Origin of the sequence: Paenibacillus soyae (assembly GCF_024623455.1) — a bacterium.
Classification (GTDB): domain Bacteria; phylum Bacillota; class Bacilli; order Paenibacillales; family Paenibacillaceae; genus Pristimantibacillus; species Pristimantibacillus soyae.
The window spans coordinates 54,965-72,132 of record NZ_JANIPJ010000019.1 but is presented as its reverse complement, the minus strand read 5'-3'; the positions used below and the strand labels follow the sequence as shown (position 1 = coordinate 72,132).

At 43.9% G+C, this 17,168-nt stretch carries 13 protein-coding genes and 1 pseudogene; all 14 read left to right on the top strand.

Annotated elements, in window-relative coordinates:
• The first annotated feature begins 87 nt into the window (after positions 1 to 87).
• The 14 genes and pseudogenes from NQZ67_RS22855 to NQZ67_RS22790 all read left to right on the top strand — a co-directional run bounded on the left by NQZ67_RS22855 (position 88) and on the right by NQZ67_RS22790 (position 17,158).
• On the top strand, positions 88 to 2,685 hold the full coding sequence (locus NQZ67_RS22855; protein ID WP_257450477.1) for a hypothetical protein: 2,598 nt from the start codon (positions 88 to 90) through the stop codon (positions 2,683 to 2,685).
• On the top strand, positions 2,682 to 3,782 hold the full coding sequence (glf, locus tag NQZ67_RS22850) for a UDP-galactopyranose mutase (protein ID WP_371825349.1): 1,101 nt from the start codon (positions 2,682 to 2,684) through the stop codon (positions 3,780 to 3,782). The genes NQZ67_RS22855 and glf overlap by 4 nt, the downstream gene beginning before the upstream one ends.
• 32 nt (positions 3,783 to 3,814) lie before the next feature.
• The gene (locus NQZ67_RS22845) at positions 3,815 to 5,128 is read left to right on the top strand and encodes a metallophosphoesterase family protein (RefSeq protein WP_257450476.1); all 1,314 of its coding nucleotides are present in this window, start codon (positions 3,815 to 3,817) and stop codon (positions 5,126 to 5,128) included.
• Positions 5,128 to 5,856, top strand: coding sequence for a glycerophosphodiester phosphodiesterase (locus tag NQZ67_RS22840; RefSeq protein ID WP_257450474.1), 729 nt, complete (start codon positions 5,128 to 5,130; stop codon positions 5,854 to 5,856). Before NQZ67_RS22845 ends, NQZ67_RS22840 begins: the two co-directional genes overlap by 1 nt.
• Complete coding sequence (locus NQZ67_RS22835; protein ID WP_257450472.1) at positions 5,846 to 6,694, top strand: LicD family protein; 849 nt, start codon at positions 5,846 to 5,848, stop codon at positions 6,692 to 6,694. The genes NQZ67_RS22840 and NQZ67_RS22835 overlap by 11 nt, the downstream gene beginning before the upstream one ends.
• A 40-nt stretch (positions 6,695 to 6,734) precedes the next feature.
• Positions 6,735 to 8,288, top strand: coding sequence for a hypothetical protein (locus tag NQZ67_RS22830; protein WP_257450470.1), 1,554 nt, complete (start codon positions 6,735 to 6,737; stop codon positions 8,286 to 8,288).
• Positions 8,272 to 9,438, top strand: coding sequence for a LicD family protein (locus NQZ67_RS22825; RefSeq protein ID WP_371825348.1), 1,167 nt, complete (start codon positions 8,272 to 8,274; stop codon positions 9,436 to 9,438). Before NQZ67_RS22830 ends, NQZ67_RS22825 begins: the two co-directional genes overlap by 17 nt.
• Entirely contained in the window at positions 9,428 to 10,801 is a 1,374-nt protein-coding gene (locus tag NQZ67_RS22820; protein WP_257450469.1) for a glycosyltransferase family 2 protein, read from the top strand. The genes NQZ67_RS22825 and NQZ67_RS22820 overlap by 11 nt, the downstream gene beginning before the upstream one ends.
• Before the next feature lie 32 nt (positions 10,802 to 10,833).
• Positions 10,834 to 11,619, top strand: a complete 786-nt coding sequence (locus tag NQZ67_RS22815; RefSeq protein ID WP_257450467.1) for an adenylyltransferase/cytidyltransferase family protein — start codon at positions 10,834 to 10,836, stop codon at positions 11,617 to 11,619.
• Positions 11,616 to 12,005: pseudogene (locus NQZ67_RS30720) on the top strand (adenylyltransferase/cytidyltransferase family protein); the annotation flags it as partial. The gene NQZ67_RS22815 and the pseudogene NQZ67_RS30720, both read left to right, overlap by 4 nt.
• A complete protein-coding gene (locus NQZ67_RS22805) occupies positions 11,988 to 12,962 on the top strand; it encodes a Gfo/Idh/MocA family protein (RefSeq protein WP_442951245.1) in 975 nt (324 codons plus the stop codon). The pseudogene NQZ67_RS30720 and the gene NQZ67_RS22805, both read left to right, overlap by 18 nt.
• 41 nt (positions 12,963 to 13,003) lie before the next feature.
• Positions 13,004 to 14,359 carry a glycosyltransferase family 2 protein gene (locus NQZ67_RS22800; protein ID WP_257450465.1) on the top strand — a complete coding sequence of 452 codons (1,356 nt, stop codon included), beginning with the start codon at positions 13,004 to 13,006 and terminating at the stop codon, positions 14,357 to 14,359.
• A 28-nt stretch (positions 14,360 to 14,387) separates the two neighbouring features.
• The gene (locus NQZ67_RS22795) at positions 14,388 to 15,716 is read left to right on the top strand and encodes a glycosyltransferase family 2 protein (RefSeq protein ID WP_257450463.1); all 1,329 of its coding nucleotides are present in this window, start codon (positions 14,388 to 14,390) and stop codon (positions 15,714 to 15,716) included.
• A gap of 86 nt (positions 15,717 to 15,802) precedes the next feature.
• Complete coding sequence (locus NQZ67_RS22790) at positions 15,803 to 17,158, top strand: glycosyltransferase family 2 protein (RefSeq protein ID WP_257450461.1); 1,356 nt, start codon at positions 15,803 to 15,805, stop codon at positions 17,156 to 17,158.
• The last annotated feature ends 10 nt before the right edge of the window (positions 17,159 to 17,168 follow it).

Sequence of the window (17,168 nt, the reverse complement as noted above, 5' to 3'; positions counted from 1 at the left end):
AATTTTTGCAATTCTCAAGTATATAAGAGTAAATTCCGTATATGCTAACCATAATCCATTACATTCATAATAGGGGCGATCGCTGTCATGAGGCGTTACCAACAAAGCCAACTCTTAGATTTAATAACAACGCTGTATGAGGCGACTGACGAAATTCAACGGCAATTTTCCAATCAAAATATTCAGGTGGTCATCAACCTTCTGGGCGACTTCCAAGATGCGGCGACCCATATAAGCCAGTTTATTGAGAATGTAGAAGGCGATGACACGAGAACCGTCAAATTGCTGACCGAGTTTCACCAGAACCTATACAACATCGCTATGGAAATTGAGAATGCCGATGGGGGCTTCGTTAAGCAAATAAAAAAAGAACTCCGCATGATTGAAAGCGGGATTCGGAACGAGCTGAAGCCGAGTAAAATCGAGGTTGCGTTTTTTCCTTATAAGGCCTCCATGTGGGATGCTCTTGAATCGATCTGGTTAGCTGCGAAAGAGGACCCGCAATGCGATGCTTATGTGGTCCCGATCCCTTATTATGACAGGCTTCGCAATCTTGGATTAGGACAAATGCATTATGAAGGGGATCAATATCCCGACTATGTACCGATCGTGGATTGGCAAACCTATAGCTTGGAAGAGCATCGCCCGGATATAAGCTTCATTCATACCGGCTATGACGATAGTAACATCGTTACATCGGTACATCCCGATTATTATAGTAGAAATCTTAAAAAACATACGGAACTGCTATGTTATTCCCCCTATTTCGTGGCGGCGAATGATGTGGAGGAGCATCTCTGCACCATGCCGGGCGTAGTTCACTCGGACCGAGTATTCGTACAGTCGGATAAGGCGCGCAACGATTACATTCATGCCATTCAAGCGTATGAAAAGAAAAACAATTGCATAGGCCGATTTGGGAAAGTGAAGGAGAAGATCGTGGCATCCGGCTCCCCCAAGTTCGATAAGGTCATAAACTCCACGCCGGACGATTTCGATCTCCCTGCTGAATGGAAGAAGCGGATCGAGAATTCGGATGGTTCGCGCAAAAGTATAGTGCTTTACAATACATCAATTGGTCCCATTCTAAAAGAAAATGAAAAGTATATCGCGAAGCTGCGGTCTGTCTTCCAAACCTTCCGCAACCGTGATGATGTCGTACTGTGGTGGCGGCCGCATCCTCTGAGCGAGGCGACTTACAGCACGATGCGCCCATTGCTTTTCGAGGAATATACTCAGCTTATTAAGGAGTTCAAGCTTGAGGGATATGGCATTTACGATGATACGGCAGATTTGCATAGAGCTTTGCGTTTAAGCTCGGCCTTCTATGGAGACGGTACTTCGATATTGCAATTGTATCAATGCATGAAGAAACCGGTTATGGTTCAGAACGAGCAATCGAACGAGCTCCTGGCGATTGGAAGTCTATATGATACAGAGGAACACTTATGGTTTCTCACGCTGCATATGAATGGGCTCTTCCGATTAAACAAGAAGACACGGAGCGTGGAGTTTATTGGAGGGTTTGCGAATGAGAAACCGCTCGATTGGAGGGTTTATCATACCATCCATCAAAGCGGGACTAAACTTTATTTCTCCCCGCATTCTGCTTCGGCCATAGCCATATACGATTTAGTGGAAGCAACCTTTGAATATGTGGAGCTACCATTGCCAAAAGAGAAAAAATATAACGATCAGAGTAAGTTCGGCAAAATCATCGAATGCGACGGCGCGTTATATTTTATTCCGCTGCATTTTCCCGGTATTGTCAAATTGAGTTTGGAGGATAACCGTACGGAGATCATAGATGAGTGGGTGAAGCCCATTAAAAAGATGATCTGTGATCCCGAGCGCGGTTACTTCTCTAATGGATTTTATAACGAGGGAACGGGCTCATTAGTTTTGGCATCTGCTAACGCAAATGCCGTGATGGAGTTTAATTTAAAAGATAGAATGACCAAATTAATTGCCTTAAACGGCGATATATCCGGTTACTCGGACATTTTGTTAATTGACGAGGTTTATTGGTTGTTAGCATTGGATAAGCCAGTTTTAATTAGCTTTAGTATAGATGATCGTAAGGTTACGGAATTTGAAATAAACCTAAAAGGAATACAATCAGATGGAGTTTGGCCATTTCAAAAGTTAGTTCATTATAATAATGATCTATACCTAGTGCCTGCCGATTCGAAACAGATGGTTCAATTCGACTTAACGAACCATTCGTTTTCTTATGTGGATCATTTTTGCCCCGCAAGCTTGCAAGAAGGTACCCCATCCGAAAGTATTCATACGGGATACTTTTTTGTGTCTTCAAACGCTACAGATAAAATCTATATCACAGAAAAGCAAAGCAATCAGTTTATTGAGTATGATCTAATTAGTGGGAGTCTGCTTCAAGAGAGCCTTAAGGTTACGGATGGTCTAAGGGATTTACAGAATTTCCTAATAGAAAGACAAGGTATTAAATGTGATAAAGCAAATAGTTGTGCCTTTTTGGAACATCCCTATGCCGCACCGCTTGAGAACTTGCTTGACCTGATTTCACAGCCCGTTCCGGAGCCGTGGTTTGACAGCCTATTGGAGAAGCAAGTCGAACTCCGTTATGCGGAGATCTCACACCCTGATGGGAAGGCCGGAATGGAGATCTATGAGAAAGCTAAAAAGGCGGTGTTGAAGTCTTGAAGTACGATTACTTGATCGTCGGAGCGGGGCCTTTTGGGGCAATCTTTGCACATGAAGCAATGAAGAGCAATAAAAAGTGTTTAGTCATTGATAAGCGCGGCCATGTCGGCGGAAATATTTATACGGAGCAAGTGGAAGGGATAAATGTACACAAATACGGAGCTCATATTTTCCACACGAATGACAAGGAAGTATGGGACTATGTGAACCGTTTTGCGACGTTTAATCGCTATACGAATTCGCCGATCGCGAATTATAAAGGCGAGATCTACAACTTGCCTTTTAATATGAATACGTTCTATAGGTTATGGGGCGTATCCGATCCGACAGAAGCAGAGAGGATAATTGAGTCCCAGCGTTTGAAATGCGCAGAGCCGCAAAGTCTAGAAGAACAAGCTCTTTCTTTGGTCGGGCACGATATCTATGAAAAACTGATTAAAGGCTACACGGAAAAGCAATGGGGGCGTGACTGCAAGGACATCCCTGCTTTTATTATCAAGCGTCTGCCCGTGCGGTTCACTTGGGATAACAATTATTTTAATGATCAGTATCAAGGGATTCCCGTTGGAGGCTATACGCCGATTGTAGAAAAGCTGTTAGAAGGCTGCGAGGTCAGACTGAATACAGACTATTTCGCGCAAAGGGATTACTTTGATGGCATAGCCCAGAAGATTGTTTATACAGGCATGCTGGATGAGTTTTACGATTTTCAATTCGGACCGCTTGAATATCGCACGCTGCGATTCGATACCGAAATCTTGGACAAGCCCAACTTCCAGGGGAATGCTGTCGTGAATTACACCGAAAAGGAAATTCCTTTTACGCGCATTATCGAACATAAACACTTTGAATTTGGCACGCAGCCCAAAACCGTCATCACGCGCGAGTATTCAAAAGAGTATGAAGACGGAGATGAGCCCTATTATCCGATTAATGACCAGAAGAACAACGAGCGTTATTTAAGCTACAAGGAGCTTGCCGATCGGGAAGAAAACGTCATTTTTGGCGGCAGGTTAGCCGAATACAAATATTACGATATGTGGCAAATCGTCAGAAATTCGCTGGATATCGTAAGAAAAGAACTGAAAGAAGCTTAAGGAAAATCGTATGGGGGAGAGGAGGGAAAAGCTTGAATACGTCATTAACGGGTGTAACGGGGTTGAAAATTCGCGCAGGCGACGGCCTTCAAGAGCTAGGACATCCTGAGATGCTAAGTACCCCTCTTTTTTATTTGGCAGAGCCTGGCGACAGACTATGCCTCATGGATACGGCGTATAAGTTCAATGTTGCAACCTATGCGCCGGAGGTGCAGGATCGCTGGATCTATACCTATGATTATGCCCCCGACGAAAGCTGGACGGTGTATCGACAGGATTTAAACGGCAACAGCTACAGGCAGGATGACTATCTGTTTAAGGAGCGGGTTTACTTTCGTGTATGCCTGAGGAAAATGAATGGAACAGAATTTGAAGGCTCCGAAGACATCAACCGGATTCTTTCCTTTGAAAAGGTTGCGACCCCCACGCCTGAGTTAAAAACTTGGTTGAGGAAGGAAGTAGAGCGGGTTAAGAAGCGCGTTTTGGAGGTGCGGGGGCAGGATGAACTTGCTTTTGCGCTGTTAACCGATTCCCACTATACGGTAAACGGTACTTGGGAAGACACGTCTGCTTCCATCCAGCAGCTGCATAAAGAAATAGGCTTGGATGGTATTATCCATCTCGGCGATTTCACGGACGGAATGGTCACGCGCGAGGTGTGCCGTTATTATGTCGAACAAGTGCTAAGCGATTTGAAAAAATGCGGGGTTCCCGTTTGGGCGACAATCGGCAATCATGACACCAACTATTTCAGGAATAGTCCGGATGATCGGTTTTCCATACAAGAGCAATGCGAGCTTTATTTGGGAAGAGATGAACCGAGATACTCCATAACGTTCGACGCGCAAAAACTACGCTTCCTATTCCTCGACTCCTTCGATCCCGAGGAGACGTTGCGCTATGGGTACAACGCGGCATGCATCCAGTGGTTAAAGGAACAGCTTGAACATACGCCAGACGGTTGGCAAGTCGTGCTCTATTCCCACCTTCCGCCTACCAGCCGCTTACAGTATTGGGCCAAGGAAATGCGTGGCGTGGAGGAGATCATGGGGTTGTTAAATCAACATGCAGATAAGATCCTTGCCTTTATGAATGGTCATAATCATGCGGATTTATTGGACAATGAGGAAGGATTTCCGATTATCTCCCTAGTCAATTCGAAGTGCGAGGCCTTTACGGAATACAAGGCGGAAGGGTTTATTACGCCTCACAGAAAGCTTGGCGAGTCCTCGCAGGAAGCGTTTGACGTTATGCTCGTTAACGCGGAGAAAAGACAGATTCGTTTTGTCAGATTTGGCGCGGGCAAAGATAAGATCGTCGCGCATGGAAGGGCGGAGTGGCTTTAATGAACATATGGGGTCATCGCGGGGCCTATTCGTCCGCTCCGGAAAATACTCTCGTAGGCTTTCAAATGGCCGTCCAAATGGGCGCTGACGGGGTAGAGCTTGATATCCAGCTAACAAAGGACGGAGAAGTTGTCGTCATTCACGACGAAACCGTCGACCGAACGAGCAATGGCCAAGGGTGGATCAAAGACTTTACGCTTGCTGAAATCAAAAAGCTCAACTTCAATAAAATGGGCCGCACGGAGCCGCTGTTTATGGAAGTGCCAACCTTGGCAGAAGTATTGGAGTTATTGAACCCGACAGGCCTAAGTATCAATATAGAGCTAAAAACCGGCGTCATCCCTTACGAAGGGATTGAACATATGGCTTTACAGCTAGTGGGAAAGTACGGCATGGCCGACAGAGTAATATGGTCGTCCTTCAACCACTATTCGGTTCAGAAGATCAAACAGCTTGAGCCGTCATCAAGAACAGCGCTGCTATGCGGCGGAGGTATATGGGTCACCGGGGAGCAATGCGAGAAGGTAGGAGCAGAAGCGCTGCATCCTAGCGTTCATATGCTGCGCTACCCGCCGCTCGTGGAGGATTGTCGCAAGCGGGGCATATTGGTACGCCCATGGACGGTGACTAGCGAGGATGATCTTAAGCTTGCTAGAGACCTTGGCGTAGATACGGTGATGGTTAACAGAATTGATTGGGCTAAGGGTGTTTTGGCGCATGGGAATTGAACAGCAAGTCGACAAATTGAAGAAAGGTCCGCTTTCTCCGGAGGATTTAAGAGCCGTTCAGCTCATTCAGATCGAAATGTTAGCGGAAGTGGATCGCATTTGCCGCTTACATCACATCAATTACGCCATGATCGGCGGTACCATGCTTGGCGCTATCCGTCATAAAGGCTACATACCGTGGGACGATGACGCGGATATTGGACTGCTTCGGGAAGAGTATGAAAAGTTCCGCAAAGCATGTGAAACGGATTTGGACCATAACCGATTTTATTTTCAAGATATGAGGGCAACCCCCGGTTATCGTTGGGGATATGGGAAGATTAGACGGAAAAATACCTACTTCCTTAGGGAAGGGCAGGCTCATATGCCTTATGAGTCGGGGATATTCATCGATATTTTCCCTTTCGACAATGTGCCTGACGGGAAGCTGGCCGAGAAGCTCCATAATCTTCACTGTACGATCATCCGGAAAATTTTATGGTCAGAGGTTGGCAAAAAAACGGATAAAAATCCTCTGCTGCGGTTTGTGTTCTTCGTGCTAAGCAAGATCCCGCTTAAGATGGTGTCCAATCATTTGCAGCGTTTCGCTGAAGAGGGTAACCACAAGAAAAGCCGGCGCGTAAGGACGATTACGTTTCCGGCTCCCGATAAGTACAGCGAAGGCAACAGGGAATGGTTTGAGCAAACCGCTGAATATCCATTCGAGAATCTTATTTTATCAGGACATCGTGATTATGAGGCTTACTTAATTCATAAGTTTGGCGACTATATGACGCTACCGCCTGAAGGTCAGAGAAAATCGCATCCCGTTGCTTATTATAAGCTACTGGATGAATAGCATGAGCCAGCATGACAAATAAGCAAAAGGCGTGTGTTCCATGTTAAACGATTCATTAAGACAATACTATGAGAGCTCTCCATGGAAGGATTCCGTTTTCTGTTGGTATCCCTTTGAAGACGGGATTCCGTACGAATTGGTCATGGATGCGAAGGACTTCTCTGTGGAAGCTTTGGCAGCTTACAAAAACAAGCTGGGCTCTCACGGTCGCTTGCTCTTCGTGTACGAGAACCCTTTTGCATTACGATATTGGGCAGGACAACGAACCTCGAATACAGGTTATCCTTATGACACCCTGTTGGGGCTGGGCAATTATCCACTCCCAAGCAAGGCGGAGCTGCAAAGTCGATTAAGACTTGCTGGCTTTGAAGGACAGAAGTGGTATTATCCGTTGACCGATCATTACTTTACACGGGAGGTATACTCGGAAAACTACCTGCCCGACGAATTTTTGAACCAACGATTTGTTCCGTATGTAAGAAACGATATCTCCTTACAATTCGACGAACGTTCCCTTTACCGCGAGGTTATTCGCGGCGGCGCATTCGAGTTTATGTGTGGCTCGTACTTTGTTGAAGCTCGGGTCTGCGCCGATGATCCGCCTTGCATTGTGGATTATGCGGCCATCACGATTTATCGTGAACCGGCTAAACGCTTTGCCACAACGGTTCGCAGTGACGGTACGGTGCGTAAGACTCCCCTTCATCCCGACGGGAGAGCAAGCCTAGCTAGAATCTTGCGTAATCATGAGGAACTTGCGAGTCTGGGCGTCAATGTCATTGAACTGAAGCTGGAAGACGATTCGCTGGTCATGCCGCGTTTGAATGTGCCCACACTGTGGGATTATTGGGCAAAGAAGCTATCGGAGGGAACATTCGATGTTCAAGAGATGGTTGCCCAGTTCGATCGCATTCGGGAAGCCATCATGAAGGCGGCGAAGACCGGCAAATGCTTTTGGGAGCTGGTCCCCGCGAATTGCTTTTATGACAAAGAAAACGATGAACTGATCTTTATTGATCAGGAATACTATTGGGAAAATGCTTCGCCTGATATAGCTCTGACAAGGGCGTTGTGGGCGCTTCTCTATTCACCAGCGTTCGGTATGGATTTTCGAAGAGATTCTTGGCTCGAGTTGTTAAAAGCACGTTATGGGCTTTCGGAGCGGTTTGATGTTTTATCCGAACAAGCAGAGCTCAAAACGCGCGCCGAAGTATTCGGGGACATGACGCTGCTACTTGAACAAGAGACGGAGTTGGCAATGAAGCAAGTGGCAGAATCGCGCCGATATTACAAAGTTATCCCAGCGGCTCTTTGGTTACAGGAGAGGGGTTATAAATGCCCGGCTATTTATGGATTCGGCTTACGTGGAAAGACGCTGAAGCGCGTTTTGGATGATCATGGAACCGGCGTGACCGCCGTTATTGACCAAACGTTGCATAATATCGGAAATATGGAAGAAATCTTATCGGTATGCAATAGTGATGTCTTGATTGTAACCATCTATAATGGCGATGCCATTAGGGAAGACTTAAGTGGGAAAATAACCATACCTGTATTTACCTTGGGAGAATTAATCGGTGAACAAACGAAATGAGTTGCAAGCCGTTGAGCTTGATATTCTAAAAGAATTTGCAGGGATCGCAAAGCGTGAAGGAATAGTTTGGTTCGCCATGTTTGGGACTCTTCTTGGCGCTGTGCGCCATAAAGGGTTTATTCCGTGGGATGACGACATTGATATTGCCTTGCCGCGCCAAGATTATGATCGCCTTCGGCGTTCAGATCACTGGTTTCGTGAGCCTTATTTCCTGCAAACGCCGCAAAACGATCCAGCCGCTGCTCCCCGTTTTTTAAGGCTGAGGAGAAGCGATACGACGTTTCTCATGAACTTTCCGAATGGGCATACGCGGGGCGGCCATATGGGGGTCTATATCGACATCCTTCCTCTTGACGATATGCCGAGCGGTGAAGCCGCGAAATGTGTTCAAGAAACAGCCTTGAAGATGCAGATGCAAATGTATGCAACGGCTGCCCTCGACGAATGCGAAGGGGAGGAAATCCCCGAGTGCAAAGAGGAGTTTTGTTACGGTGCTGGAGGCATATCGGGTCAATATGCCTTTCTTGCTGAACGTTATGAACGTTTCTGCTCGAAATATTCCAACCAGTTCTATTACGCTATACCCGTACTTAGGGGCGAGAACGGCAGACGAGTGTTTGACAAGAAGTGGTTTTCGGAAAGCATGGAAATGGACTTTGAAGATTTAAAAATTCCTGTCCCGATTGGTTATAAGGAAACGCTCATTACTTCCTACCCAGGGGGACTTTACGAACCCGATCCCAAAAAGCGCAAGCCAAAGCATAGGGATCAATGCTTGGTGGATTTGAGCCGGTCATATAAAGAATATGTCCGTCCTTATACAGACATGCTTTGTGATATTGAAGGTAAAAAAGTGTTTATCTTCGGCGCTGGCGACAGCCTTCGGATTTGGATGGAGCGGTATAGTCAAGGCTTGAATGTCGTTTGCGCATTCGATAATCGAAAAGACGCATGGGGGAGTTTGGCGTATGGCGTGCCCGTACGTTCTCCTTCAGAATTGCCCGCACTAATGGATGAGCATTCAAGGCTCATTATCGCAAGCATTTATTATGAAGAAATAGCGAAGCAGCTTGAGGGAATGAATATTTTCGATTACTACTTTTTTATTGATGGTCTAAAGTATGAGAGGTGTTCGAAAAATGCAGAGTAAAGTGAGCATGGTTGTACCTTGTTACAACAAAGTGAAGGATATCGGAGCCATGCTGGAAAGCGTCATTGCACAGGTATGGGATAACATTGAGCTTATTCTGGTCAATGACGGCTCAACCGACGGTACTCGCGAGGTGATCTCTGAATACGAGCCCAAACTCCGCGCTCGGGGGTATGAGGTTGTTATTATCGATCAAGCAAACGCAGGATGTTGTGCGGCCGTATACGCAGGCTTGATAAAGATAACAGGCGATTACTTCTGCCTGGTTGACTGCGATGACAGCATTGAGCCGGAGTATGTATCCACTATGGCTGGCTGGCTGGACGAACATGGGGATTATGAATGGACGGCGTGCTCATTTCGACCCTATTTGGTTCAAGACGGTAAAGTTGAACCGCAGGATGTAGTTACATGTGCAGATATGGCGGATAACGAGCAGCTGCTGGTTCGCCATCTGCTGCGAAAGATTATTACTACATCATGGGTGTATATGTCCAGAATGAGCTATGTGAGACGTTGCCGGCTTATTGAGAACTTTTGCTATGAACGGAGAAAAACGTATGAGCCTCTATTTGCTGTTCCCTTAATGCTCGGAGGCGGAAAGCTGAAATGCTTTGAGGAGGATCTATATAGGTATAATCGGTTTGCGAGCGATTTGTACTCCTTCGATTCATTTGAAAAACTTGAAAAATTTTACGATGACTATTCATATTTGTATAACTGGAGTATTGAACGTGCGGATATAAGTCGAACTGAAAAGGATACGCTTTTAGCGCTAGATAAATATGGCAAGACGAAGGATTACTTGAAGCAACTTAATAATTTAGACCCCAACCATCAGTCGATGAGTAATAGAGAGAATTATTTGGAACAATTTGCTGATAAGGCGACTTCGTTAATAGACGAATTGTTTGATCCCAAGCCCCATCTTCATCCTGATCTATTCAAGTCGATTCAGTACATGGATTACATGAATATCCTCGATGAAATTATTTTAAAGCCTGAACATCAGAAATTTAAACCATCGGCCCAATCAAGAGTTATCGCTTACGGAGTGTTGGGGAGAAACGCGGAACACTTTTTGCCAAAGCTCAAGGGGACAAGTTTAGAGCCCGAATTATTGTGGGATATATCGGCTGAAACGGAAACGACGATTTCGGGTAAACAGGTAACAAAGCCTAAGTTCAATGAACTTAAAGAAGATGATGTCATCCTGGTATTCCCCAAGTCATTCGAGGTCTTACAACTTGTACAACAGAGCGCTCGCGGTGCAAAGACCCTGGATATAGGAAGAATACGCTGGTTTATTTTCAGAAACAGCCACCCTGAAATTCCGTTACATTGCGGATTTATTTATGGGTAGGATTCGCTCTTGGAGGATTGGAGGGTTATAAGATGCTATCAACCGAAACAGATAAGAAATGGAGTGTTGGATATATCTCAGGTGTATTCGATATGTTCCACATCGGGCATCTTCATTTAATCCGTCGGTCGAAGGAACGATGCGACAAGCTGATAGTAGGTGTACTAACCGATGAGCTGGTGTTCATGCTCAAAAGTAAATGGCCGACTATATCGCTTAACGAGCGTATTGAAATTGTAAAAGCCATCAAATACGTGGATGAAGTGGATGTAACAACAGAGCCGCTGTTAAATAAACTTAACGCTTTAGAAAAGTACAAGTTCAACGCAATGTTCAGTGGGGACGACCATGTCGCCGATGGTTGGGCACACGAGGAGGATGCGCTAAAAGCATTAGGCGTTGACCTAGTTTTCTTTCCCTATACGAAGGAAATATCCACTAGTACCTTGCAGGCAATCACGTTGCCTTCCAGAGCCGATCACGCAGATAAAGCAAGAAGACTGGATGCAGGAGTCGAATATGTATTCCCCTTCGATAAGGTAAATAAGAATGAGCGGATCATCATCTATGGAATTGGCAAAGTCGGGGAACAATATGTCCGCCAGCTTGCGGCATTACATTTCTGCGACGTCATCGCTTTTGCGGATACATACGCCAAGCCTGGTGATTTGTTCGAAGGGAAACGCTGCCTGACTCCAGAGGAAATATTGCTTAATGACAAGGACTATGATCGTATCGTGGTTGCTTCTACAACGTACCACTCACAGATTTTATCGCGTTTACGGTCATTAGGAATCGAACCGGGGAGAATCATATGAAAAAAGTAATTACTTACGGAACTTTTGATTTATTCCATGAAGGTCACCGCCGGCTGCTCGAGCGTGCAAAGGCCCTTGGCGACTATCTCATCGTAGGCGTAACAACGGAGCAATTCGACATTCAACGGGGTAAAATGAACGTCGTTGATTCCCTCATGCGACGAATTGACAATGTGCGAAGCTGTGGCTATGCCGATGAGATTATCATTGAGAATCATGAGGGTCAAAAAATTGAGGACGTTCAAAAATTCAATATAGATATTTTTGTTGTCGGGTCCGATTGGCGCGGCACTTTCGACTATCTGAACGAATATTGCGAGGTTATTTATCTCGAACGAACTAAGGATATTTCAAGCACGGATTTACGTATCGAACGGAACAGCAGCATTAGGTTAGGCATCGTTGGCAGTGGTCGAATTGCGGAGAGAACGTTGTCAGAAGTGAAATTCGTAAGCGGTATCTCCGCGACATCGGTATTTAATCCTCGTCTAAGCAGTGCCAAAGCCTTCGCGGATCGTTTTGAACTCGCTATGGCTTTTGATCAATATGACGTCTTTCTTGAGCATGTTGATGGTGTGTATATTGCCTCGCCTCACGAAACCCATTACGAATATGCCCGCCAGGCCTTACTTACTGGGAAGCATGTACTTTGCGAGAAGCCGATGGTTCTAAACGAGAATGAAGCGCGTGAGCTGTATGAATTGGCAAAGCAAACGGGTCTTGTTTTGATGGAAGCCATCAAAACAGCCTATGCGCCTAGCTTTCTTAATCTCCTTGCGATTGCCAAGAGCGGACGAATCGGCAAAATATACGATGTGGAAGCCACATTCACAAAACTTATTCCGTATGACAGCCATGCTCGAGAATATCTTCCTGTTGCAGGAGGCAGCTTTACGGAGCTTGCGAGCTATAATTTGTTGCCCATCGTGAAGCTGCTTGGAACCAAATTTAATGATCTGCGGTTTGAAATATTTAAGGACAATAACGGTGTGGATATCTATACGAAAGCATACTTCCGCTTCGAAGACGCGATCGCCACCGTGAAAACCGGTATAGGCGTTAAAAGCGAGGGACAGCTGCTTGTATCCGGAACGAAAGGTTATATTCAAGTGAAATCGCCATGGTGGTTGACTAAAACCTTCGAGGTTTGTTATGAAAATCCAGATAACAATGAAAGCTTCTCCGCGCCGTTTCCCGGTTATGGAATGCGCCTGGAAATCGCTGATTTTGTTCGTAATATCAACGAACCGGCAAGGCGCAACTATAAGCTGACTCCTGAAGAGTCTATATCCATGGCGAGGGTTATAGAGCAGTTTTTGCAATTGAGGACTGGAGAATCCTAATTGCATCGCGTGTTGAATTTAATTCTAAGGTGGTAGTTAAAATGCAAAGTAAAGTAAGTATGGTCATGCCTTGTTACAATAAAGTGAAATACATCGGCGATATGTTTGAGTCCATTTTAGGACAGAAATGGGACAATATTGAGCTTATTCTAGTCAACGACGGATCCACTGACGGTACCCGTGATGTTATATCCGAATATGAGTCTAAGTTCCGAAATCGCGGCTTCGATGTAATTGTAATAGATCAAAAAAATGCCGGAGTATGTGCCGCTGCCAAAGCAGGTCTTGCCCTGGCTTCCGGCGATTATGTTTGTATGGTCGATAGTGACGATGAGTTAGATCCCCAATATGTCTCCATCATGGCTGAATGGCTGGATGAGAACGCCGAATATGACTATTGTATTTGTGGGGGAGTGCATTACACCGGAAGCGGCAGCAGTAAAAAAATTGAGCCAGTTAAGTTAAGCAAAATAAAAAGTGAAGAGCCATTCTATACCGAGCGATATCTTCTGACGGACGTTCGTCCGACAGTGTGGGTTTACTTAGTGAGAGCGGAATATATAAAAAAGTGTAACATTATAGAAAATTATTATACAGACACCAAAGGCTCTCATGAGCCGGGTTATATCATTCCTCTGACCATGAACAATGGCAAATATAAATACTTTGAATTACCGCTCTATCATTTTAATGCAGCTGATTTAGGACATTCGCGTCATGATGAATACGAAAAGCAGAAAAAATTTTATGACGAATATTACGAGCTATGTGAAATTGCCATAAATCGATTGCCGGATGATATTGCCGATTCAAACAGGAAAAAACATCTTATTCATACCGCGCTGATTTCTAGAAGCATTAATGTTTATCGATGTGCAAAGAACCTATCCGACGGATCTAAGTACCTGGAACAATCCCTTCAACAATTTATCGAGCTTGTTAACGGTATCGGCCTGTTACCGTATAAACTAACATCAAAAATCGTTGAGGATTTCGGAATTAACGTAGTGAGCCGTTTTATTAGCAACTGTTTAACTCATTCCATCCCTGAAAGAAATGGCCATCTGTCTGATATCCGGGGAGTTAAAGGACGATTGATTGGCTATGGGGCCGGAAGGGTAGCGGCGAGGGTGCTGCCCGATTTTGTGAAATTTAATTTACCACCAAATGAAATATGGGATATAAAGGCTGGCGAGAGTGACCGCCTTTATGAGATTCCGTTAAAGCAGCCTGATTTTGATTCGCTTACGAAACACGATTCAATTATTATCCTTTTAAATCATCATAAAGATATTGAAGATGAACTGCGTAAGTCGGGATCAAACGTATTTTATTATCAAGATATTCTCGATGAATTAGCCTCTGAACGCTTTTTAGAGCTTGTCGTTAAGCAATAATGACTATAAGTAAGAGGAGCTAACGGATATGCAGTCAAAAGTAAGCATGGTTATTCCATGTTACAACAAAGTGAATTATATTTCTGACATGCTCGATTCTGTCCTAGCACAAAAATGGGATCATATCGAAATCATTTTGGTAAACGACGGAAGTAACGATGGGACAAGGGAAGTCATTAACAAGTATGAAGAAAAACTAAAAAACCGCGGTTTCGATGTGAAAATTGTTGATCAAGAAAACCAAGGCGTAGCATCAGCCATTAAGAATGGCCTACAGCATGTTTCGGGTGAATTTGTTTGTATGCCTGATTGCGACGATATATTAGACGAGGAATATGTTTCAGCTATGGTACATGCTCTAAAGGAGTATCCAAATGTTAATTGCGTCGTTTGTGATGTGGTGGGGAGTGGAAGGGTATCCTGGTCGGCTACGAAATACGACAGCCCCGAAATTTCCCTGTTATCGAATGACGGACATATTCTGTTGAAGAAGTTTATCTTGGCTTCTTTTTTTCAATCCGCATGTTTGATGATGATGCGTGTTTCATTGCTTAACAAATTGAACATGATTGATCATTTTATAACCAATGTAAGAACGACTCAAGAACAGCAGATTTGGCTTCCGATATTGATTTCGGAGGTTGCTGTCCTGCACCTTAATAAGCAGTTATATACCTATGTTGTACGCGAAAACTCAATCGAAACTTCAGTAACAGATATTCAAAAAATTTACGAATATGCAGAAGACAGATACGTGCTAACACAGGAGATTTTGGAAAAGTATATAGATTCAACGGACGATTTTGAGTTTTTATGTAAACTGGCCAACATAGTAAAATGCCATATGATCATTGCGCGAATAAACCTTTACGGATTGGAAGAGTATAAAACTGCCGGTATCAAGCAGTTTGTAGAGGTTGTGAATGATAGCGGCCTGCTGCCATTTATGCTTACAACGAATATCGTTGAAGATTTCGGTTTTAAAGTCATTTGTCCACTTGTTAATTATTATTTAACGGATTACACGCCTGGGAGAATACTGCCTTATAAACGAGGTGCTCAAAGTCGCTTGATAGCATATGGGGCTGGAAGGGTAGCGAAAAGAGTATTTCCGGCTTTTGTAAAGTGCAATGTAGTTCCAGATGAAGTATGGGATATGAAGGCGTGCGAGGGTGATCGTTTTTTTGAGATTCCTTTAAAACAGCCGAATTATGATTCGCTTACGAAGGAAGATCTGATTATTATATTTTTGAATAATAATAAAGAAGTGGAATATAACTTGCGTAAGACTGAAGCGAGCGTATTCTATTATCAAGATATACTTTACGATTTAATTATCGAGCATTTAGTTGATTGATGATATTGATAATTGGTGGAATATTTTGGTTGAGCCAAGGACATAATGCTGGTAACAGATGGTAACCTTTGCAAGGGGGCAGAATGATGCAACCTAAAGTAAGCTTGGTTGTTTCATGCTATAACAAAGTTAACTATATCTCTGGAATGCTTGATTCTGTCGTTGCGCAGAAGTGGGACAACCTTGAAATCATATTGGTGAATGATGGGAGTACAGACGGAACCAGGGTTGTTATCGGCCAATATGAGGAGAAGCTCAAAGCCCGAGGTTATGAGGTCACTATCTTAGATCAGGGAAATCAAGGTGTAGCAGCGGCGGTTAGAAATGGTTTAATGCTTGTAACAGGCGAATTTGTCTGTATACCGGACTGCGATGATTTGTTGCATGAGGAATATGTTTCAGCAATGGTAAAGGCGCTGAATCAATTCTCTAGTGTAAATTGCGTTGTCTGCGATGATTTAAGAAATCGATGGGATCTTGGATATGCTCCAGAAATAAGTACTGAAACTAGTCTAGTTTCAAATTATAATCGTAATTTATTAACAAAATTTTTTATGGGTAAGCTTCTAACAAGTGTTGCAGTGCTCATGTTCCGAGCATCATTAATATATAAATTGCATTTAATTGAAACTTTTATTACAAATTTAAGTGCTACTCAAGAGCCTCAAATATGGTTACCTATACTAGCTTCGGAGGATGCTATTATTCACCTGCGAAGACCTTTATACTCATACATTGTGCGCGAGAACTCTATCGTTACATCTCAAACCGACATTCATAAGCTCTACCAGTATGCGGAGAGTAGATGCATATTGTCCCAAAATACTTTGGAAAGTTGTATAGGGTCTAAAACTCAATTCAATTTTTATAGTAAGTTAGCAACTATAAGCAAATACGCATTCATGGTAAGACGGGTAAGCAGGAGCCCTCACTTGATAAGCTATAAAGAATACTATACGAATCAATTTGTTCGAGTTGTAAATGATACTGGATTACTGCCTCTTTCCTTGGACGGGAGACTGGTCGAAGAGATTTGTTTTTCTGCTTTTTTCTATGCAGTTAGCAATTTTCTGACGAATTGCTCCACTGAGAAAAAAGATACCCTTTCAATAATTCGAAGCAGAAAAGGCCGCCTGATCGCATATGGTGCCGGTTTCGTGGCGAAGAGTACATTAGAGGATTTTATTAAGTGCAATATCGTTCCTAATGAAGTATGGGATATTAAAGCACAGCAAGGTGATCGTTTATTTGGTATTCCTCTTATGTTCCCTGACTTTGGCTTACTCAGTAAAGATGATACGGTTATCCTATTCCTGAATGGCAATCAGGATGTAGAAAGAAAAGTGCGTAAAACGGAAGCGAACGTGTTTTATTTTCATGATGTGTTGAATGACCTAGGCACTGAGTATTTTCCCGAATTGATTGTGAATCATAAGGAATAATAGGAAATAG

What these genes read in the sequence shown, in the direction of transcription:
- NQZ67_RS22855 (WP_257450477.1), top strand. Translation starts at nt 88, where the DNA reads ATGAGGCGTTACCAACAAAGCCAACTCTTAGATTTAATAACAACGCTG.
- NQZ67_RS22840 (WP_257450474.1), top strand. Translation starts at nt 5,128, where the DNA reads ATGAACATATGGGGTCATCGCGGGGCCTATTCGTCCGCTCCGGAAAAT.
- NQZ67_RS22835 (WP_257450472.1), top strand. Translation starts at nt 5,846, where the DNA reads ATGGGAATTGAACAGCAAGTCGACAAATTGAAGAAAGGTCCGCTTTCT.
- NQZ67_RS22830 (WP_257450470.1), top strand. Translation starts at nt 6,735, where the DNA reads ATGTTAAACGATTCATTAAGACAATACTATGAGAGCTCTCCATGGAAG.
- NQZ67_RS22820 (WP_257450469.1), top strand. Translation starts at nt 9,428, where the DNA reads ATGCAGAGTAAAGTGAGCATGGTTGTACCTTGTTACAACAAAGTGAAG.
- NQZ67_RS22815 (WP_257450467.1), top strand. Translation starts at nt 10,834, where the DNA reads ATGCTATCAACCGAAACAGATAAGAAATGGAGTGTTGGATATATCTCA.
- NQZ67_RS22800 (WP_257450465.1), top strand. Translation starts at nt 13,004, where the DNA reads ATGCAAAGTAAAGTAAGTATGGTCATGCCTTGTTACAATAAAGTGAAA.
- NQZ67_RS22795 (WP_257450463.1), top strand. Translation starts at nt 14,388, where the DNA reads ATGCAGTCAAAAGTAAGCATGGTTATTCCATGTTACAACAAAGTGAAT.
- NQZ67_RS22790 (WP_257450461.1), top strand. Translation starts at nt 15,803, where the DNA reads ATGCAACCTAAAGTAAGCTTGGTTGTTTCATGCTATAACAAAGTTAAC.